The organism is Streptomyces pseudovenezuelae (assembly GCF_001513955.1).
In the GTDB taxonomy this organism is placed as follows: Bacteria; Actinomycetota; Actinomycetes; order Streptomycetales; family Streptomycetaceae; genus Streptomyces; species Streptomyces pseudovenezuelae.
Map to the genome: position 1 here is coordinate 23,685 of NZ_KQ948151.1, position 15,707 is coordinate 39,391.

Annotated in this window: 14 protein-coding genes and 3 pseudogenes; 11 read left to right on the forward strand and 6 right to left on the reverse strand. The window is 72.2% G+C overall.

The genetic code is table 11. The annotated features are described in order from the left end of the window. The first annotated feature begins 75 nt into the window (after positions 1-75). From AQI94_RS31845 to hypE, 11 genes are all read left to right on the forward strand, one after another. Entirely contained in the window at positions 76-582 is a 507-nt protein-coding gene (locus AQI94_RS31845) for a hydrogenase maturation protease (RefSeq protein WP_031047735.1), read from the forward strand. Continuing rightward, a complete protein-coding gene (gene hypF, locus AQI94_RS31850) occupies positions 579-2,867 on the forward strand; it encodes a carbamoyltransferase HypF (protein ID WP_031047737.1) in 2,289 nt (762 codons plus the stop codon). Before AQI94_RS31845 ends, hypF begins: the two co-directional genes overlap by 4 nt. Before the next feature lie 6 nt (positions 2,868-2,873). Next, positions 2,874-3,131: a HypC/HybG/HupF family hydrogenase formation chaperone gene (locus AQI94_RS31855; protein ID WP_031047740.1), complete on the forward strand. Its 258-nt coding sequence runs from the start codon at positions 2,874-2,876 to the stop codon at positions 3,129-3,131. 169 nt (positions 3,132-3,300) lie between these two features. Beyond that, positions 3,301-4,482, forward strand: coding sequence for a 4Fe-4S dicluster domain-containing protein (locus tag AQI94_RS31860; protein WP_062230059.1), 1,182 nt, complete (start codon positions 3,301-3,303; stop codon positions 4,480-4,482). Next, complete coding sequence (locus AQI94_RS31865) at positions 4,479-4,943, forward strand: Crp/Fnr family transcriptional regulator (RefSeq protein WP_031060778.1); 465 nt, start codon at positions 4,479-4,481, stop codon at positions 4,941-4,943. The genes AQI94_RS31860 and AQI94_RS31865 overlap by 4 nt, the downstream gene beginning before the upstream one ends. Next, positions 4,940-5,746, forward strand: coding sequence for an FAD/NAD(P)-binding protein (locus AQI94_RS31870; protein WP_031060780.1), 807 nt, complete (start codon positions 4,940-4,942; stop codon positions 5,744-5,746). The genes AQI94_RS31865 and AQI94_RS31870 overlap by 4 nt, the downstream gene beginning before the upstream one ends. A 1-nt stretch (position 5,747) precedes the next feature. Then, positions 5,748-6,515, forward strand: coding sequence for an NADH-quinone oxidoreductase subunit B family protein (locus tag AQI94_RS31875; protein ID WP_031060783.1), 768 nt, complete (start codon positions 5,748-5,750; stop codon positions 6,513-6,515). Further along, positions 6,512-7,873: a Ni/Fe hydrogenase subunit alpha gene (locus tag AQI94_RS31880; RefSeq protein ID WP_031060787.1), complete on the forward strand. Its 1,362-nt coding sequence runs from the start codon at positions 6,512-6,514 to the stop codon at positions 7,871-7,873. Before AQI94_RS31875 ends, AQI94_RS31880 begins: the two co-directional genes overlap by 4 nt. Continuing rightward, positions 7,866-8,486 (forward strand): CBS domain-containing protein, encoded by a 621-nt coding sequence (locus AQI94_RS31885; protein ID WP_031060790.1) that lies wholly within the window; start codon positions 7,866-7,868, stop codon positions 8,484-8,486. Before AQI94_RS31880 ends, AQI94_RS31885 begins: the two co-directional genes overlap by 8 nt. 16 nt (positions 8,487-8,502) lie before the next feature. Further along, the gene (hypD, locus tag AQI94_RS31890) at positions 8,503-9,606 is read left to right on the forward strand and encodes a hydrogenase formation protein HypD (protein WP_031060792.1); all 1,104 of its coding nucleotides are present in this window, start codon (positions 8,503-8,505) and stop codon (positions 9,604-9,606) included. After that, positions 9,603-10,637, forward strand: coding sequence for a hydrogenase expression/formation protein HypE (gene hypE, locus AQI94_RS31895; protein WP_031060795.1), 1,035 nt, complete (start codon positions 9,603-9,605; stop codon positions 10,635-10,637). Before hypD ends, hypE begins: the two co-directional genes overlap by 4 nt. A gap of 80 nt (positions 10,638-10,717) precedes the next feature. Here hypE and AQI94_RS31900 read toward each other — a convergent pair whose 3' ends face one another. The 6 genes and pseudogenes from AQI94_RS31900 to AQI94_RS31920 all read right to left on the reverse strand — a co-directional run. Then, complete coding sequence (locus AQI94_RS31900; RefSeq protein ID WP_031060797.1) at positions 10,718-11,296, reverse strand: Rv1733c family protein; 579 nt, start codon at positions 11,294-11,296, stop codon at positions 10,718-10,720. A gap of 14 nt (positions 11,297-11,310) precedes the next feature. Continuing rightward, positions 11,311-12,306 (reverse strand): Acg family FMN-binding oxidoreductase, encoded by a 996-nt coding sequence (locus AQI94_RS31905; protein ID WP_031060800.1) that lies wholly within the window; start codon positions 12,304-12,306, stop codon positions 11,311-11,313. Between the two features lie 108 nt (positions 12,307-12,414). Beyond that, positions 12,415-12,806, reverse strand: a pseudogene (locus tag AQI94_RS45380) (phosphoketolase family protein); the annotation flags it as partial. A 3-nt stretch (positions 12,807-12,809) separates the two neighbouring features. Beyond that, positions 12,810-12,959, reverse strand: a pseudogene (locus tag AQI94_RS46290) (IS5/IS1182 family transposase); the annotation flags it as partial. 651 nt (positions 12,960-13,610) lie between these two features. Continuing rightward, the gene (locus AQI94_RS31910) at positions 13,611-14,333 is read right to left on the reverse strand and encodes a methyltransferase domain-containing protein (protein ID WP_107064367.1); all 723 of its coding nucleotides are present in this window, start codon (positions 14,331-14,333) and stop codon (positions 13,611-13,613) included. A gap of 1,193 nt (positions 14,334-15,526) precedes the next feature. Then, positions 15,527-15,707, reverse strand: a pseudogene (locus AQI94_RS31920) (TetR/AcrR family transcriptional regulator); the annotation flags it as partial.

The following is a 15,707-nucleotide window of genomic DNA, read 5'->3' on the forward strand; positions in this document are numbered from 1 at the left end:
TGGGGAGGATCGGCCCGTCGGTTGGGTCGTTCGGCCCCTTTAGGAGCCGGATGGTGCAGGCGCACTGTGAGAGGCATGAGCTTGCGGACACGTATCGCCGTCATCGGCGTCGGCAACGAGTTCCGGCGCGACGACGGCGTGGGCTGGGCCGTGCTCGACCGGCTGCGGGAGCGGGCCACCGAGCGGCCCCTCCCACCCGGCACCGTGCTCGCCACCTGCGACGGGGACCCTGCCCGACTGATCGGCCTGTGGGAAGGCGCGGGCCTCGCCGTGGTCGTGGACGCCGCCCACGCACACCCCGGCACCCCTGGCCGTGTGCACCGCCTTGAACTCGACGCCGGACAGCTCGCTCATCCGCCGACGACCAGCTCGCACGGCCTGGGCCTCGGCGAGGCTGTAGAACTGGCCGGGGTTCTGGGCGTGTTGCCTGACCACCTCGTGGTGTACGCCGTGGAGGGCGCCGACAGCGCGCTGGGCACCGGCCTCTCCCCCGCCGTCGCGGCCGCCGTCGAACCCCTCGTCCGTGCCGTCGAGTCGGAGGCCGCTCGGCACCGGGATCCTGCGACAGGGGGGCGGACATGACCGTGCTCCGCTTCCATGTGGAAGGCATCGTCCAGGGCGTCGGCTTCCGGCCGTTCGTGTACCGCACCGCCGCCGAGCTCGGCCTGGACGGCTGGGTGGCCAACGTCAACGGGCATGTGGAGGGCGAGGTCGCCGGGGGTCGGCGGGCGATCGACGAATTCGCAGCCCGTCTGCGCACTGATGCGCCGGCCCTGGCGCGGGTGCGCCGCGTCCAGCTGACCGGCGGCCCGCCGCAGCACGCGTACGGCCGGGGTTTCCAGGTGCGGCGCAGCGCACCCGGCGGTGCGGACGCGGCTGCCCGCGAGATCCCTCCCGATGCGGCGATCTGCGCTACCTGCCTGGCCGAGCTGCGAAATCCGCGCGACCGTCGCCACCGCTACCCGTTCATCAACTGCACGGACTGCGGCCCACGCGCCACGATCATCGAGGACCTGCCGTACGACCGGATCCGCACCACCATGCGCTGCTTCCCTCTGTGTGCGGACTGCGCGGCGGAGTACGCCGATCCGGCCGACCGGCGCTTCCACGCCGAGCCCGTCGCCTGTCCCGCGTGCGGACCTCGACTGGCTTGGGAGGGGCTGCGCGGCGAGGAGGCGCTGCGGGCGGGGGTCAAAGCCGTCGACGGCGGCGGGATCATCGCGCTGAAGGGCCTCGGCGGCTATCAACTCGTGTGCGACGCGGGCGATCCGGTGGCCGTGGCGGAGCTGCGGCGCCGCAAGCACCGTCCGGCGAAACCGTTCGCCGTCATGGTCCGCGACATCGGGACGGCGGCCCGCCTGGCCCGGATCGGAGCCGCCGAGGAGCGTGCCCTGGCGTCCCCGGCTCGCCCGGTGGTGCTGCTCGCCCGGCGCCGCCGCAACGGCCCCGACCCGCTCGCCCGCGAGGTGCACCCCGGACTGACCCGGGTGGGCCTGTTCCTGCCCACCACGGGTCTGCACCACCTCCTCCTCGACGAACTGGCCCGCCCCCTTGTGGTCACCAGCGGCAACCTCACCGACGAGCCCATCGCCGTCGACGACGTCGAGGCCCGCCGCGTCCTGGCCGACATCGCGGACGGGTTCCTCGTCCACGACCGGCCGATCCGGTCCCGCTACGACGATTCGGTGGTGCAGTTCGCCGGCCGGACTCGGATCACGGTCCGCCGGGCCCGGGGGCTCGCCCCCACCCCGCTGCCACTCGCCGTGGACACGCCGGTCGCCGGGGCCGGCGCCCAGCTCAAACACACGTTCACGCTGGCCGCCGACGGCCGGGCCCACCTCGGCCCGCACACCGGGGACCTGGCCGACCTCGCGACCCACGACGCGTTCCTGGCCTCGTACGAACACCTCAAGCGGCTCACCGGCATCGAGCCGACAGTCCTGGCCCACGACCTGCACCCCCGCTACCTCTCCACCCAGTGGGCCCGGGCGCAGCCGCTGCGCCGGATCCCGGTGCAGCACCATCACGCCCACGTCGCCGCCTGTGCGGCCGAGCACGGGGTGCACGGGCCGTTCCTCGGCGTGGCCTACGACGGCCTCGGGCTGGGCGACGACGGCACCCTGTGGGGCGGCGAGATCCTCGTCGCCGATCTGAGCGGCTACCGCCGCGTGGGCAGGTTCGCGACCGCGCCCCTGCCCGGCGGCGACGCGGCCGTACGCCATCCCTCCCGTACGGCGCTGGGCCAGCTGTTCGGCGGCGAGACGCTGGGCGCCCCGCGCCCCTGTCCGTGGCTCACCGGGCCCTTCACCGAGCGGCTCGATCCCGCCGAGCTCGCCACGGTGCGCGCCATGGTCGCCAAGGGCGTGAACTGCCCGCGTGCGTCCAGCGCGGGACGGCTCTTCGACACGGTCGCCGCGCTGCTGGGACTGTGCGACCGGGCCGGTTACGAGGGCGAAGCGGCCGTCCTGCTCGAAGCGGCGGCAGGCGCCGAGCACGCAGTACCGCTGGCCGATCGCGTGGTGCGGGCGCAGGGCCTGTGGGTGTACGACCCCACGCCGACGATCACCGACCTGCTGGAGCGGCGGCTGGACGGTGAGCCGGTGGCCCGGCTGGCCGCGGCCTTCCATCTGACGCTCGCGATCGTCACCGCGGAGCTCGTCGCGCGGGCCGTGGCCGAGGGCGCGCCGCGCACGGTCTGTCTCGGCGGCGGCTGCTTCGTCAACCGGCGCCTGCTGACCGAGGTGAAACGCCGACTGCACGCGCAGGGGCTACGCGTGCTCGTCGGCGGTCAGGTCCCCGTCGGGGACGGCGGCATCAGTTACGGCCAGGCTGCGGTCGCCGCAGCGCGGCTGGCCGGGGAGAGGTGAGTGCATATGTGCCTGGGTATCCCGGGCCGGGTTCTGGAGATCCACGACGAGGCCGGCCTGCGCATGGCCACGGCGGATTTCGGCGGGATACGGCGAGAGGTGTGTCTCAGCTGCACGCCGGAGGCGGAGGTCGGGTCGTACGTCATCGTGCACGTCGGCTTCGCGATCACCCAGGTCGACGAGGCGGAGGCGCACCGCACCCTCGACGTGCTGAGGGCGATGGCGGGCGCGGTCGAGGGCGAGCTGGGCGAACCGCTTCCTTAGCGCTGCGCTGCACCGGAACCGCACGATGTCATTGCCCCGCGCTCCCTTCAGCGCGCGGAGGATCCGGTCGGCTCGGCACCAGGGCCGGTCGGCCCCTGCCACCGCAGGCCCTCCGCGCCGGACCATGACGATGGACAGGCACGATCCGCCCCGGACAAGGAGGACCGTCATGACCGCCACCGCAGCCCCCGTCGTGCTCGACCGGGACGGCCTGGGTGCTCTGGTCGCGGCATTGGTGGCGCAGGGAAGGACCGTCGTCGGGCCGACCGTCCGCGACGGCGCGATCGTGCTGGCGGAGATGACCTCCGCGGACGCGCTCCCGTACGGCTGGGGTGTCGAGCTCGACGCCGGACGGTACCGGCTCGTCGCCCGGGAGGACGGTGCCGCCTTCGCGCACAGCGCGGGCCCGCAGTCCTGGAAGTCGTACCTGCACCCGCAGCGCGAGCTGCTGTGGAGCGCCGACCGGACGCCGGAGGGCGACGTCTCCTTCACCTCGCACGAGCCGGACGTCCCGGCGTACGCCTTTCTCGGCGTCCGCCCCTGCGACCTCCGGGCTATCGCCATCCAGGACCGCGTGCTGACCGGCGGCCGGTTCGAGGACACCGGCTACGGGAAGCGGCGCCGCGGTGCGCTGCTGATCGCCGCCGAGTGCACCGAGCCCGGCGCGACCTGCTTCTGCGTATCCACCGGCGGCGGCCCCGCCGCCGACCCGGGGTACGACCTCGCGCTCACCGAGGTGGTGGACGAGGACGGGCACCGGTTCCTGGTGCGCGCGGGCAGCGAGGAGGGCGCCCGGCTGCTGGAGCAGGTGCCGCACCGCGCCGCCGACGTGGCCACCGAGGCCACCGCCCGAGCCTCGGTGGACGGCGCCCGCGACCGCATGGGCCGCTCGCTGCCCCCGGTCGACCTGCGTGACCTCATGGGCGCGAGCCTGGACGCCGAGCGGTGGAACGACGTCGCCGAGCGCTGCCTGACCTGCGGCAACTGCACCATGGTCTGTCCGACCTGCTTCTGCACCACCACGGAGGAGGTCACCGACCTGACCGGTGACCACGCCGAGCGCTGGCAGCACTGGGACTCCTGCTTCGACCTGGACTTCTCGTATCTGCACGGCGGGCCGGTCCGCTCGTCCGCCCGCAGCCGTTACCGGCAGTGGCTCACCCACAAACTCTCCACCTGGCACGACCAGTTCGACACGACGGGATGCGTCGGCTGCGGGCGCTGCATCGCCTGGTGCCCGGCCGGCATCGACATCACGGAGGAAGTCGCCGCGCTGCACGCCGAGCGCGGGCCCGAGACGGAGACGGAGACGGAGACGGAGACGGAGACGGAGACGGAGACGGAGCGATGACGCCCTCGATCACCCTGCGTATGTCGCACGCGCTGCCGCCCGTGCATCGGGACCGGCTCCTGCGCACCGCCCGTGAGGTCGACTGGCGTCAGGACGTCCGGATCTTCGAGGAAGGTGAGCGCGCCGACCGCTTCTGGATCGTGCGCGACGGCACGGTCGCCCTCGACATGCATGTGCCCGGCCATCGACCGCCCGTGATCGAGACCCTGGGCGTCGGTGATCTGGTCGGCTGGTCGTGGCTGTTCGAACCGTACGTCTGGCAGCTGGGCGCCAGGACCATGACACCGGTGCGGGCCCACGAGTTCGACGCCGTCGCCGTGCGCCTGATGTGCCAGGACGATGCCGAGTTCGGCCGCGCCCTGGAGCACTGGGTCGGCCGGGTGCTGGCCCACCGGCTGCACGCGGCCCGTACGCGGCTGGTCGACCTCTACGGCACCCACGAGACGAAGGACCCCCGATGACCGCCGTACCGGTCCCCCATCGTGTGGTCGCCCGCCGGCCGGAGACCGCGGACACGGTCACGCTGCGACTCGAACCGGTCGGCGCGGCGCTGCCGGACTTCGCACCCGGGCAGTTCGCGATGGTGCACTGCTTCGGGCGCGGCGAGATCCCCGTCTCGGTGAGTTCCGTGCAGACCACGGGCGGGCTCGCGCACACGATCCGGTCGGTGGGTGCCGTCTCGGAAGGCCTGTGCGCGGCACGGGTCGGCGACGTCGTCGGCCTCCGCGGCCCGTACGGCAACACCTGGGAGCTGGAACGGGCGCGCGGCCGGGACGTGCTCGTGGTGGCCGGCGGCATCGGCCTGGCACCGCTGCGGCCGTTGGTCCTGGCAGCGCTGGCCGAGCCGGAGGCGTACCGCCGCATCAACGTCCTGGCCGGGGCGCGCACTCCGGGCGATCTGATCGCCCGCAAGGACCTGGAGAGCTGGGCCACGGCCTGCACCGGAGTGACGGTCGACCAGCCCGACGCGGACTGGCGCGGAGACGTGGGCGTGGTCACCCAACTGCTGGGGCGGGCGCACTTCGATCCGCACAACACGACGGCCTACGTCTGCGGGCCCGAGCCGATGATCCGCGCCACCGCCCGCGACCTGGCACACCACGGTGTGCCTCTCGCACACATCCGCGTCTCGCTGGAGCGGAACATGCGCTGCGCCACCGGGCACTGCGGGCACTGCCAGCTCGGTCCGCTGCTGTTGTGCCAGGCCGGTCCGGTCGTGGACTGGAACCAGGCCCGACCCCTGCTGTCGGTAAGGGAGTTGTGACATGCCGACCACCAAGACGTCCCCGACGCTCGCGGTGTTCAAGCTGGCCTCCTGCGACGGCTGCCAGCTCACCCTGCTGGACTGCGAGGACGAACTCCTGACGCTGACGGGCCAGGTGCGGATCGCTCACTTCCTGGAGGCGTCCAGCGCGGTCGAGCCGGGTCCCTACGACCTGTCCCTGGTCGAGGGCTCGGTCACCACGCCCGAGGACGCCGAGCGGATCCGCGCGATCCGGGCCGCCTCGCGCCACCTGGTGACCATCGGGGCCTGCGCGACCGCCGGCGGCATCCAGGCGCTGCGGAACTTCGCGGACGTCGACGAATTCCGGCGTACCGTCTACGCCCACCCCGAGTACATCTCCACGCTGGCCACCTCCACGCCCGTGTCCGACCATGTGGACGTCGACTTCGAGCTGCGCGGCTGTCCGATCGACAGGGGGCAGCTGATCGAGGTGATCACCGCGTTCCTGGCCGGGCGCAAGCCGGACGTGCCGAACCACAGTGTGTGCTTCGAGTGCAAGCGGCGCGGCACGGTCTGCGTCACGGTCGCCCACGGCACGCCCTGCCTGGGGCCGGTCACCCACGCGGGGTGCGGGGCGCTGTGCCCGGCCTACGGGCGCGGCTGCTTCGGCTGCTTCGGCCCGTCCGGATCGGTCAACCTGCCCGCACTGATCCCCGTACTGCGCCGCGACGGCATGGACGACGAAGCCGTCATGCGCTTCCTGCACACCTTCAACACCGCCGCCTTCGACAAGGAGTTGAACTCGTGACGCACCGCGGATCCCGTGTCCTGCACGTCGGCTCGCTGTCCCGGGTCGAGGGCGAGGGCGCGCTGCGCCTGCATGTGCACGACGGCACGGTCACCGATGCGCAGCTGGAGATCTACGAGCCGCCGCGGTTCTTCGAGGCGTTCCTGCGCGGCCGTGCGCACACGGAGCCGCCGGACATCACGGCCCGGGTGTGCGGGATCTGCCCGGTGGCATACCAGATGAGCGCGTGCGCGGCGATCGAGGACGCGTGCGGGGTGACGGTCGACCCGGTGATCCGGGACCTGCGCCGGCTGCTGTACTGCGGCGAGTGGATCGAGAGCCAGGTCCTGCACATCTACCTGCTGCACGCACCGGACTTCCTGGGCCGGACGAGCGCCATCGAGCTGGCCCGCACGCACGGGGCCGAGGTGGAGCGGGGGCTGCGGCTGAAGAAGGCCGGCAACGCGCTGATGGAACTCATCGGCGGACGGGCCGTCCACCCGGTGAACGTCCGGCTGGGCGGCTTCCACCGGGTGCCGACGCGCGAGGAACTGCGGCCCCTGCGCGAGCAGTTGAAGCAGGCCCTGGACGACGCCTGGGAGACCGTGCGCTGGGTGGCCGGATTCGAGTTCCCGGACGCCCACGTCGAGGCCGACCTGCTGGCGCTGGCCGCCCCGGACACGTACGCCATCGAGGATGGTACGCCGACCGTCCTGCGCGCCGACGGGACCAGGACGTCCTTCCCCGTACGTGACTTCACCGAGCACGTCACCGAGACCCACGTGCCGCACTCCACGGCCCTGCATTCCCGGCTGGACGGCCGTGTGCACCTGACCGGTTCGCTCGCCCGGTTCGCGATCAGCGGTGCTCGGCTCACGCCGGTGGCGCTGCAGGCGGCCGAGGAGGCCGGGCTCGGCGATCCGCGCGAGGGCGCCGTGTGCCCCAACCCGTTCCGGTCGATCCTGGTACGCGCCGTGGAGAGCGTGTACGCCGTCGCCGAGGCGCTGCGGATCATCGACGCCTACGAGCCGCCCCCGCAGCCGTACACGGACGTGCCCCCGGTCGCGGGCGTCGGGCACGGCGCCACCGAGGCGCCCCGCGGACTCCTCTACCACCGCTACGAACTGGACGCGGACGGTCTCGTGTCCAGTGCCCTGCTGGTGCCGCCGACGGCACAGAACCAGGGCGCGATCGAGGACGACCTGCGTCGGCTGACCCAGCATGCGATCGGCGAACGCAACCCGGACGACGCCGAGTTGACGGCCCTGTGCGAGCGGGCGATCCGCAACCACGACCCGTGCATCTCGTGCTCCACCCACTTCCTCGACCTGACCATCGTCCGTACCTCAGGGCAAGCTTCGGGAGGCTGCGATGCCTGAATCTCCGTACACCGTGAGCGATGTGATGACGCACACCGTCGTCGCCGTCGGCAGTGAGGCGTCCTTCAAGGAGATCGCCGAACTGCTCGACCAGTGGAAGGTCAGCGCCCTGCCGGTCCTGGTGGGCGAGGGCCGTGTCGTAGGGGTGGTCTCCGAGGCCGATCTGATGGCCAAGGAGGAGTTCCGGGACACCGAGGAGGGCGATCCGGCCGAGCGGCACAAGGCCGGTGCGGTGATCGCGAGCGAGCTGATGAGCACTCCGGCCGTGACCGTGCACGCCGACGCCTCGCTCGCGGAAGCGGCCCGGATCATGGCCCGCCGACACGTCAAGCGGCTGCCCGTCGTGGACGGCGTCGGCCTGCTGCAGGGCGTGGTCAGCCGCAGTGATCTGCTGAAGGTCTTCCTCCGGGACGACGAGGAGATCGCTGAGGAGATCAGGCACAGCGTCCTGGGGCACCTCCCGGTCACCAGCCCGCTGACGGTGAGCGTGTCCGAGGGCGTGGTCACGCTGGAAGGGGCTCTGCCGGACCGGGTGCTCATGCCCGTGGTGGCCCGGGCGGTACGGGCGGTCGAGGGGGTCGTGGACATCCGGCTCGATCTCACGCATCGATGACGCCCTCGGAGGGGCGATGAAGTACCTCGACGAGTACCGTGATCCCGTCCTCGCCCGGCGGCTGCTGGACGAGCTGCGGCAGACGGCCACCCGGCCCTGGCGGATCATGGAAGTGTGCGGCGGTCAGACCCATACCCTGGTCCGCCAGGGCATCGACGAACTGCTGCCCGCCGGGATGCGCATGATCCACGGCCCCGGCTGCCCGGTCTGCGTGACCCCGCTGGAGACCCTGGACCGGGCCATGGCCGTCGCCGCCCGGCCGGGGGTGATCCTGACCAGCTTCGGCGACATGCTGCGCGTGCCCGGTACGGACACCGACCTGCTGTCCCTGCGGGCCCGGGGGGCGGACGTACGGGTGGTGTACGCCCCGATGGACGCCGTACGTCTGGCGGCCGCGCACCCGGACCGCGAAGTGGTCTTCCTGGCGGTCGGCTTCGAGACGACGGCCCCGGCCAACGCCATGGCCGTCCTGCACGCGGCCCGCCTCAGGCTGACGAACTTCTCGATGATCGTCAGCCATGTCCTGGTACCGCCCGCGATGACCGCACTGCTCGACGACCCGGACTGCGAGGTGCAGGCGTTCCTGGCGGCGGGGCACGTGTGCGCGGTGATGGGCTGGACCGAGTACGAGCCGATCGCCGCCCGCCACCGGGTGCCGATCGTGGTCACCGGCTTCGAGCCGCTGGACCTGCTGGAGGGCATCCTGATGGCCGTACGGCAGCTGGAGTCCGGCCGGTACGAGGTCGAGAACCAGTACGTACGGGCCGTGCGCCGCACGGGCAACACCGATGCGCAGGACGCGGTCCGCAGGGTGTTCCGGGTCACCGACCGGGCCTGGCGCGGCATCGGGGCGCTGCCCGACAGCGGACTGGAACTCGCCGAGGGCTACCGGGAGTTCGACGCGGCCCGCCGCTTCGACGTGGGCGGGCTGTGTCCCGTCGAGGACCCTGAGTGCATCGCGGGCGCCATCCTCACCGGAGCCCGGCTGCCCACCGACTGCGCCGCGTACGGCACCCGCTGCACCCCCCGCCATCCCCTCGGCGCGCCCATGGTGTCGTCCGAGGGCACCTGCGCCGCCTTCCACGCGGCCGGACGCACACCCGCGAGGAGCACGCCATGAGCATCCAATGCCCCACCCCCCACGAGGAGGACGCAGTCGTCCTGCTGGGCCATGGCGCCGGCGGCCGCCTCACCGCCGAGCTGCTCGACCACCTCGTCCTGCCTGCCTTCGGAGGCTCGGCGGGTCCGCTGGAGGACGCGGCGCTGCTGCCCGGGTACCGGGAACTGGTGGTCAGCACCGACAGTTTCGTCGTCAGTCCGATCTTCTTCCCCGGCGGGGACATCGGTTCCCTCGCCGTGCACGGCACGGTCAACGACCTCGCCATGCGCGGCGCCTGGCCCCACGCGCTCTCCGTCTCCCTGATCGTCGAGGAGGGCCTGCCGCTGGCCGACCTCCGCTGCGTCCTGACCTCTTTGGGCAAGGCCGCGCAGGACGTCGGTGTGCCCGTCATCACCGGTGACACCAAGGTCGTGGGGCGTGGCGCCGCCGACAGGCTCTTCATCAACACCACCGGGATCGGGCAGCGGCACGGCCGCCTGCATCCGTCCGCCGCGCTGGCCCGGCCCGGCGACGCAGTGCTGCTGTCGGGGCCGATCGGCCTGCACGGCACGACCGTGCTGAGTACCCGAGAGGGACTCGGCTTCGAGGGCGACATCGCCTCGGACAGCCGGCCGCTGCACAAGCTGGTGCGGGCCCTGGCCCCGCTCGGCGAGTCCGTCCACGTGCTGCGGGACCCGACGCGGGGCGGACTGGCAGCCGCGCTCAACGAGATCGCCCGGGACTCGTCCGTCGCCGTCGAGATCGAGGAGGGCGTCGTCCCGGTGCCGAAGGCCGTGGCCTCCGCCTGCGACCTGCTCGGCCTGGATCCGCTGGTCGTCGCCAACGAGGGCTGCATGGTCGCCTTCGTCGCCCCGTCCGCCGCCGAGGAGGCCCTGGCGCACCTGCGGTCACTGCCCGAGGGGGCGCAGGCCGTGCGCATCGGTGAGGTGGTGGAACACAACCCGCGAGGACGGGTGACCCTGCGGACCCTGGTGGGCGCTCGGCGCATCGTGGACATGCCGCTGGGAGAACAGCTGCCCCGCATCTGCTGACCCGCATCTCCTGACCCGCACCTGCTGAGTTCGCCGATCTGCGCGGGGCAAGGCGGGCCGCAGGGCTGGGCGGGTTCGGGTCAGCCGGTCTTCCGGCCCCACTGCGGGGCGATCAGGGCCCACTCCACGTCCCACTGCTCCTGCCGCCGCCGGTCCAGGCGTGCGCACGCGAGGCAGCCGAGGAGGACCACGGCCGTGCCCGCGCCCAGGGCCGCCGCGGTGCCCAGCACCGCGCCTTGCAACTGCGCCTCACCGGCCGTCGCGGGCTCGGGCACGAGACGGCCCTTGGCGTCCAGCCACACACGAGTGGTGCTGCCGGCCCTGCTCGCGGAGTCGACGCGGGCGACGCCCGTGCGGTTCGTGCCGTCCGGCGCTGTCCACCGCACGTGGGCCCATGCCCGGTCGGCGTCCGTGCCCTCGACCCCGACGGTCGTCCGTGCGTCCGTCGTGACCACCGCCGACACGGCGTGCCGCTCGCCGCGCACTCCGTCGAGAGTGCCTTCCACCGCTCGGGCGGTCAGCACGCCCGTGACGATCGCGACCGTCATCGCGAGGATCCCGGTCGCCAGCCGCAGCCAGGCCTCGACGAAGTAGCTGCGGCGTCTGAGCGGGTTGCGGCGCAACCGCCACCCGCACGTCCGGCCCTGCCGTCGGCTCATGGTCAGGTGCATCGTCACCACCGGGCCCGGGCGTCGTCGCGGGTGAGCACCTGCACGGGCGGACGCCGCTGTGTGCGCCATGTCCGCGGCTGCGGCACACGGCCGAGGCGCAGGACCACCTGCGGGTACCGTCCGGCGGTGAACTCCGCCCGCAGCCGGGCGCGCAGTGCGGGCAGCTCAAGGGGCTGTGTGTGGAAGGCGGCCATCACCTCGTGCGCCGCCGCGTACAGCAGCACGCGTTGCAGCGCCTGCCCCGACCGCAGCCAGTCCTGCCGGTGGTCGTGCGCAGTGGACAGCACGACGACGGTGCCGGTCCCCCTGCCCCGGTTGCGGGCGGACAGGAGACGGCTCCGGGCCAGCGACAGGTAGTCGCGGCCGGGCAGGAGCGTGGCGTCCGGGTGCTCCCGGCACGCCTCGACGGGGACCCCGTACGGGCCGACCCGGCGCTCCAGTTCGGTGACGTGCCCGAAGTCGGCACGGTGTGCGTACTCCGCGGTGCGCACCAGCTCCGCGACCAGCGCCAGCTGGTCCGGGTCGTCGACGATCTGCAGGGTGGCGCCCTCGGCCCGGGCCTGCTCGTGCAGCTCGGCGAGTAGCGTGTCCGCGACCGACTCGGCGCCGAACCGTCCCCGGTGCGTGTGCCGGTGCGGCATCGCCCGGGCCAACAGTTCCTCCTCGGGGGCACTGGGCAGGTGGGCCGCGAAGCCGACGTGGGCCAGGTGGCTGGAGTCCCCGGGGGCCGGCAGTAGGTCGACGACGGGCCGGAAGCCGAGCTGCCGTATGGCGACGCGCACGTTGAACAGTGCCGCCCCGCAGGCGATGACGGCCTCTCTTCCCAGCGGGTCCGTCAGCGGCATCCGCCGTCCGCCGTCCAGATGCACCTCGAAGCCCTGGTTGTGGCCCTCCTCGGCGAAGAACCAGGGCTGGCTGTTGTGCGGCGAGGGTGCGAGGGACGCGGCGCGGGCCAGGTGGAGTGCGACACGACCGGGCTTGTCGTAGGTGACCGACATGATGCATCCCGCCTTTCGCGAAACGTTCACCTTCAGCATCCGCTCCCACCGGCCCGGCGCACATGGGCCGTCCGTCCCGTCCGACCGGCCTCAGCGGCCCTGCTTCGGTCCCCCTTCCGACGGCCGCGTTCGTGACGGGAGACGATCGGCGTCGCCCCCGGCTTCCGGACTGGAGAACTGGCGGAACAGCCGCTCCATGCCGGCCCCGTCCCGGCCGACGTCCGGGTACGTCTCGCTGTAGGTGCCCTCCAGCCAGGAGTCGGCCAGTACGGAGGGGCCGCCGTGCCCCGGCCCTCAGATGCACAGCGCGTCCAGGCCGCGGCATTTGATGACCCGGTTGAGGTGGGTGTACACGAGGTTCAGACCAGGCGAGTGCCCCAGTGACCGAGCAGCCGCGGCTTTATGTGCTCCGGCTTGAGGGGCTCGCGCAGCAGCGGGTTGGGCATCAGGTAGATCTGTCCGGCCGCGAGGTAGTTGGCGGCACGCCACGGCCACTTCAGACGGCGACCGCGGAACGGGACCCGAACGGGCCCGCCGGCGCCTTGATACGCCTTGTCCGCCCAGAACTTCAGACCCGCCTCGGTGAGCGCGTCGATGATTCCGTGGAGTCGGGCAGCAGTGAGGTCGTGGGTCGATCCGGGCAGGGGGGGTGTCTAATCAACGGCTCTGTCACGTATTCGGTGGCAGCGAAGGGTGACGCCATCGGCGCGGTTCGGGGTGGGCGTTCTGCGCGGAGATGCGCGCGAGGGCACGGTCGTACGCCGTGCCGGGCGGGGTGGTCACCCAGGGGCGGTCGGTGAGATCCCGGAGCGGGCGGGGCGACGGTGACCAGTCGGCCGGGGTGACCGCGCGGTACTCGTCGTCGGCGATCGGCGCGGACGCCAGGTCGCGTCACTGCTCGTGCGGATTGGGATCGGCGCCGTCGTACCAGACGATCAGGCGGAGGCTCGCCGTGAACTCGCCGAGCTGACCGGCCGTTCGACCGGGCCGGTGACGACCTGACGGTCAAGCCGGTCGGCCACCCCAAGGACGCCTCTGGCTTCGTCGTGCTGCCCCGCCGCTGGGTCGTCGAGGTCGCTCGCGTGGATGATGCACGCACGCCGCCCTGCCCGGGACTACGAATGGCTCATCCAGTACTGAGACCCTGATCGTCTGGGCCGTCATCACTCTCATGACCAGGCGTCTCGCACGGAAGGGGCCACCCCCAGCAGGCCAGGAAACCCGCATCGGCCACGAGCGCCTGGCAGGCATGGTCACCGTTCCCCGGTCAAGCGGATCCCCGCAGCCCGTGCTCCATCTGCTCTCTAGGCGGTGGCGGCAGCCACGAAGAACGGAATGGCGATGAGGAAGCGGTCGGCCTCGGCGCGTCGGTGCTGTTCGGCGAGCCACTCATCGGCCTGGTCACGGCCGACGGCACCGCTCATGCAGGCCGACTCGGCGAGCCCGGTGAGCAGCGACAGCATCGCGGGATCGGTGAACACGCTGGTGTGCACCTCGACGGTGACGTCGTTGAAACCGCCGTCCAGGAGCAGATTGCGGTACTGGCGGGCGGCACGGGGAGTGCCCAGGAGGTCGGCTCGGGCGTGCACGATCGTGCGGGTGAGCGCCGCATCATCAGAGTCGACCATGATGGCGTCCCAGTCCTGCCCGACCAGGACGATCCTGCCGCCCGGGCAGAGGACGCGCCGCGCTTCCGCCACCGCGCGCCACGGCTCCTGAAGTGCGTGGAAGACCTTGTCGGCACGGTAGCCGCGCACACTCCCGTCGGCGAACGGCAGATCCTCCGCCCCCGCTTCCCGGAACTCGGCCCCCGGCCACCGTTTCCGGGCCTCGGCCAGCATCCACGGATCGGGATCCACGCCCACCGCGTGGACGTCACGCTCGGCCAGCTCGGCGACGGCCCGCCCGGCACCGCAGCCGACGTCCACGACGGACGAGCCCGGGACAAGAGACAGCAGTTCGTAGGAGCGGGTCCGCAGCAGGATGGCGCTCGGCATCTGGTCCATCGCGTCGAGAAGGGCCAGCATGGCCTCGGTGCCGCGGTGCTTTTCCACGAAAGGAGTCGTCACCGCCATGGCCTTCTGCCTTTCCTTGTCAGTCATGGTTCGGTCAACCCTTCGAGTTCTGGGTGGCTGGCGGGGGCAGCAGTTCAGGAAGCCCACGATGTGGTCGGCGACCGTCTTGGGCTGTTCGAGGTGCGGGAAGTGCCCTGTGCCGGGTATGACGATGCGTTCGAAGCCGTTGGTGAACAGGTCGTCCATGCCGTCGCTCACCTCCACGGAAAAGCAGTTGTCGTCGGCCCCGTGGAGGTAGAGCGTCGGGACGGTGATGGCGCCAGGCGTGCACGCAGTCTGTCCGGGGAGCCCAAGACGGTTGTGTACTGAACGGTCGGAAACCTAGGCGTTTCTGTACTGAGTTGTCAAGCACGTCGGACGGTGGTGCCGGCGACCACGGCGGGCGCGTTCACGGGCCGGGGTCGGCCTTGACCGTGTCCTGCGCCGAGACCCCTCGCGAAAGGCAGGGAAGCCCGTTGCCGTCGGTTCGGACGGGCCATGTGGTCCTGCGCCTCATGCAGCCCGTCGTCTTGGTCTCGACGTCGGACGCGGGTGTGATGTCCAGCAGCAGGTCGGGGGTGAACCTCACAGACCTGTGGCCGGCGCGGCTCGAACTGGAACCCCTGGGTGGTGATGAGCGGCCGGGTGCGCGGTGGTGGCCGTGGGTCGGGGTGATCCTGCGCGTCAGCGGGGTGGTCGTCCGTGCCTGGTTGTGGTCCCGGGTGCGGGGGCGTTCGCCACGTGGGGAGCGGGACGTCGGGCTGACGCTCGCGCAGGATGGCGACGATCGGGCCGGTCGCCGACTCGTCGACGCCCAGGGGGAGTCCTTACTGCTGCCCGCATCCGCGGGGACGGCACCCGGCTCTACGAGGGCACCGAGGCGGAGCACTGGCGCGCATTCCTGCACACGCGGTCCGAGTGGGCGGAGCGGCGGCCGAAGTGCCACTGTCTGCTTGCGGCGAGGTGTTCGGCGACTGGCTGCGCAGTTCAGGCCCGGCGGCAGCGCGTATACGGTGGAGCAACTCGACTGGGTGCGGGCGCAGCTCTTCGGCCGGCCGCCCGGGCGACCGCCCGGCGGCGCGTAAGCCTGCGGGCCGTACCTCCGTGGCGATCGGAGTGGGTCGGCCGCGTCGGATGCCGGTGCAATGAGGTCGGTCGTGGCCTTGTCAGTGGTGGCGGGGGCGAGGGAGCAGGGCGAAGGCGCTCTCCGCGATCGAGGTCAGGCGGTCGGAGCTATGGCCGTAGGCGCCTACGACATCGGTCCCGCGGATGATGGTCAGCAGGAGGTAGGCGAGGTCGTCGGGGTCCGCGTCGGGGTCGATGTCGCCGTTGCGCTGGGCCGCTCGC

Excerpts from the sequence above, each read along its gene's own strand:
- hypD (WP_031060792.1), top strand. The coding sequence starts at position 8,503 with ATGAAGTACCTCGACGAGTACCGTGATCCCGTCCTCGCCCGGCGGCTG.
- AQI94_RS31900 (WP_031060797.1), bottom strand. The coding sequence starts at position 11,296 with ATGAGCCGACGGCAGGGCCGGACGTGCGGGTGGCGGTTGCGCCGCAAC.
- hypF (WP_031047737.1), top strand. The coding sequence starts at position 579 with ATGACCGTGCTCCGCTTCCATGTGGAAGGCATCGTCCAGGGCGTCGGC.
- hypE (WP_031060795.1), top strand. The coding sequence starts at position 9,603 with ATGAGCATCCAATGCCCCACCCCCCACGAGGAGGACGCAGTCGTCCTG.
- AQI94_RS31860 (WP_062230059.1), top strand. The coding sequence starts at position 3,301 with ATGACCGCCACCGCAGCCCCCGTCGTGCTCGACCGGGACGGCCTGGGT.
- AQI94_RS31865 (WP_031060778.1), top strand. The coding sequence starts at position 4,479 with ATGACGCCCTCGATCACCCTGCGTATGTCGCACGCGCTGCCGCCCGTG.
- AQI94_RS31910 (WP_107064367.1), bottom strand. The coding sequence starts at position 14,333 with ATGCTGGCCCTTCTCGACGCGATGGACCAGATGCCGAGCGCCATCCTG.
- AQI94_RS31875 (WP_031060783.1), top strand. The coding sequence starts at position 5,748 with ATGCCGACCACCAAGACGTCCCCGACGCTCGCGGTGTTCAAGCTGGCC.
- AQI94_RS31845 (WP_031047735.1), top strand. The coding sequence starts at position 76 with ATGAGCTTGCGGACACGTATCGCCGTCATCGGCGTCGGCAACGAGTTC.
- AQI94_RS31885 (WP_031060790.1), top strand. The coding sequence starts at position 7,866 with ATGCCTGAATCTCCGTACACCGTGAGCGATGTGATGACGCACACCGTC.
- AQI94_RS31855 (WP_031047740.1), top strand. The coding sequence starts at position 2,874 with ATGTGCCTGGGTATCCCGGGCCGGGTTCTGGAGATCCACGACGAGGCC.
- AQI94_RS31870 (WP_031060780.1), top strand. The coding sequence starts at position 4,940 with ATGACCGCCGTACCGGTCCCCCATCGTGTGGTCGCCCGCCGGCCGGAG.
- AQI94_RS31905 (WP_031060800.1), bottom strand. The coding sequence starts at position 12,306 with ATGTCGGTCACCTACGACAAGCCCGGTCGTGTCGCACTCCACCTGGCC.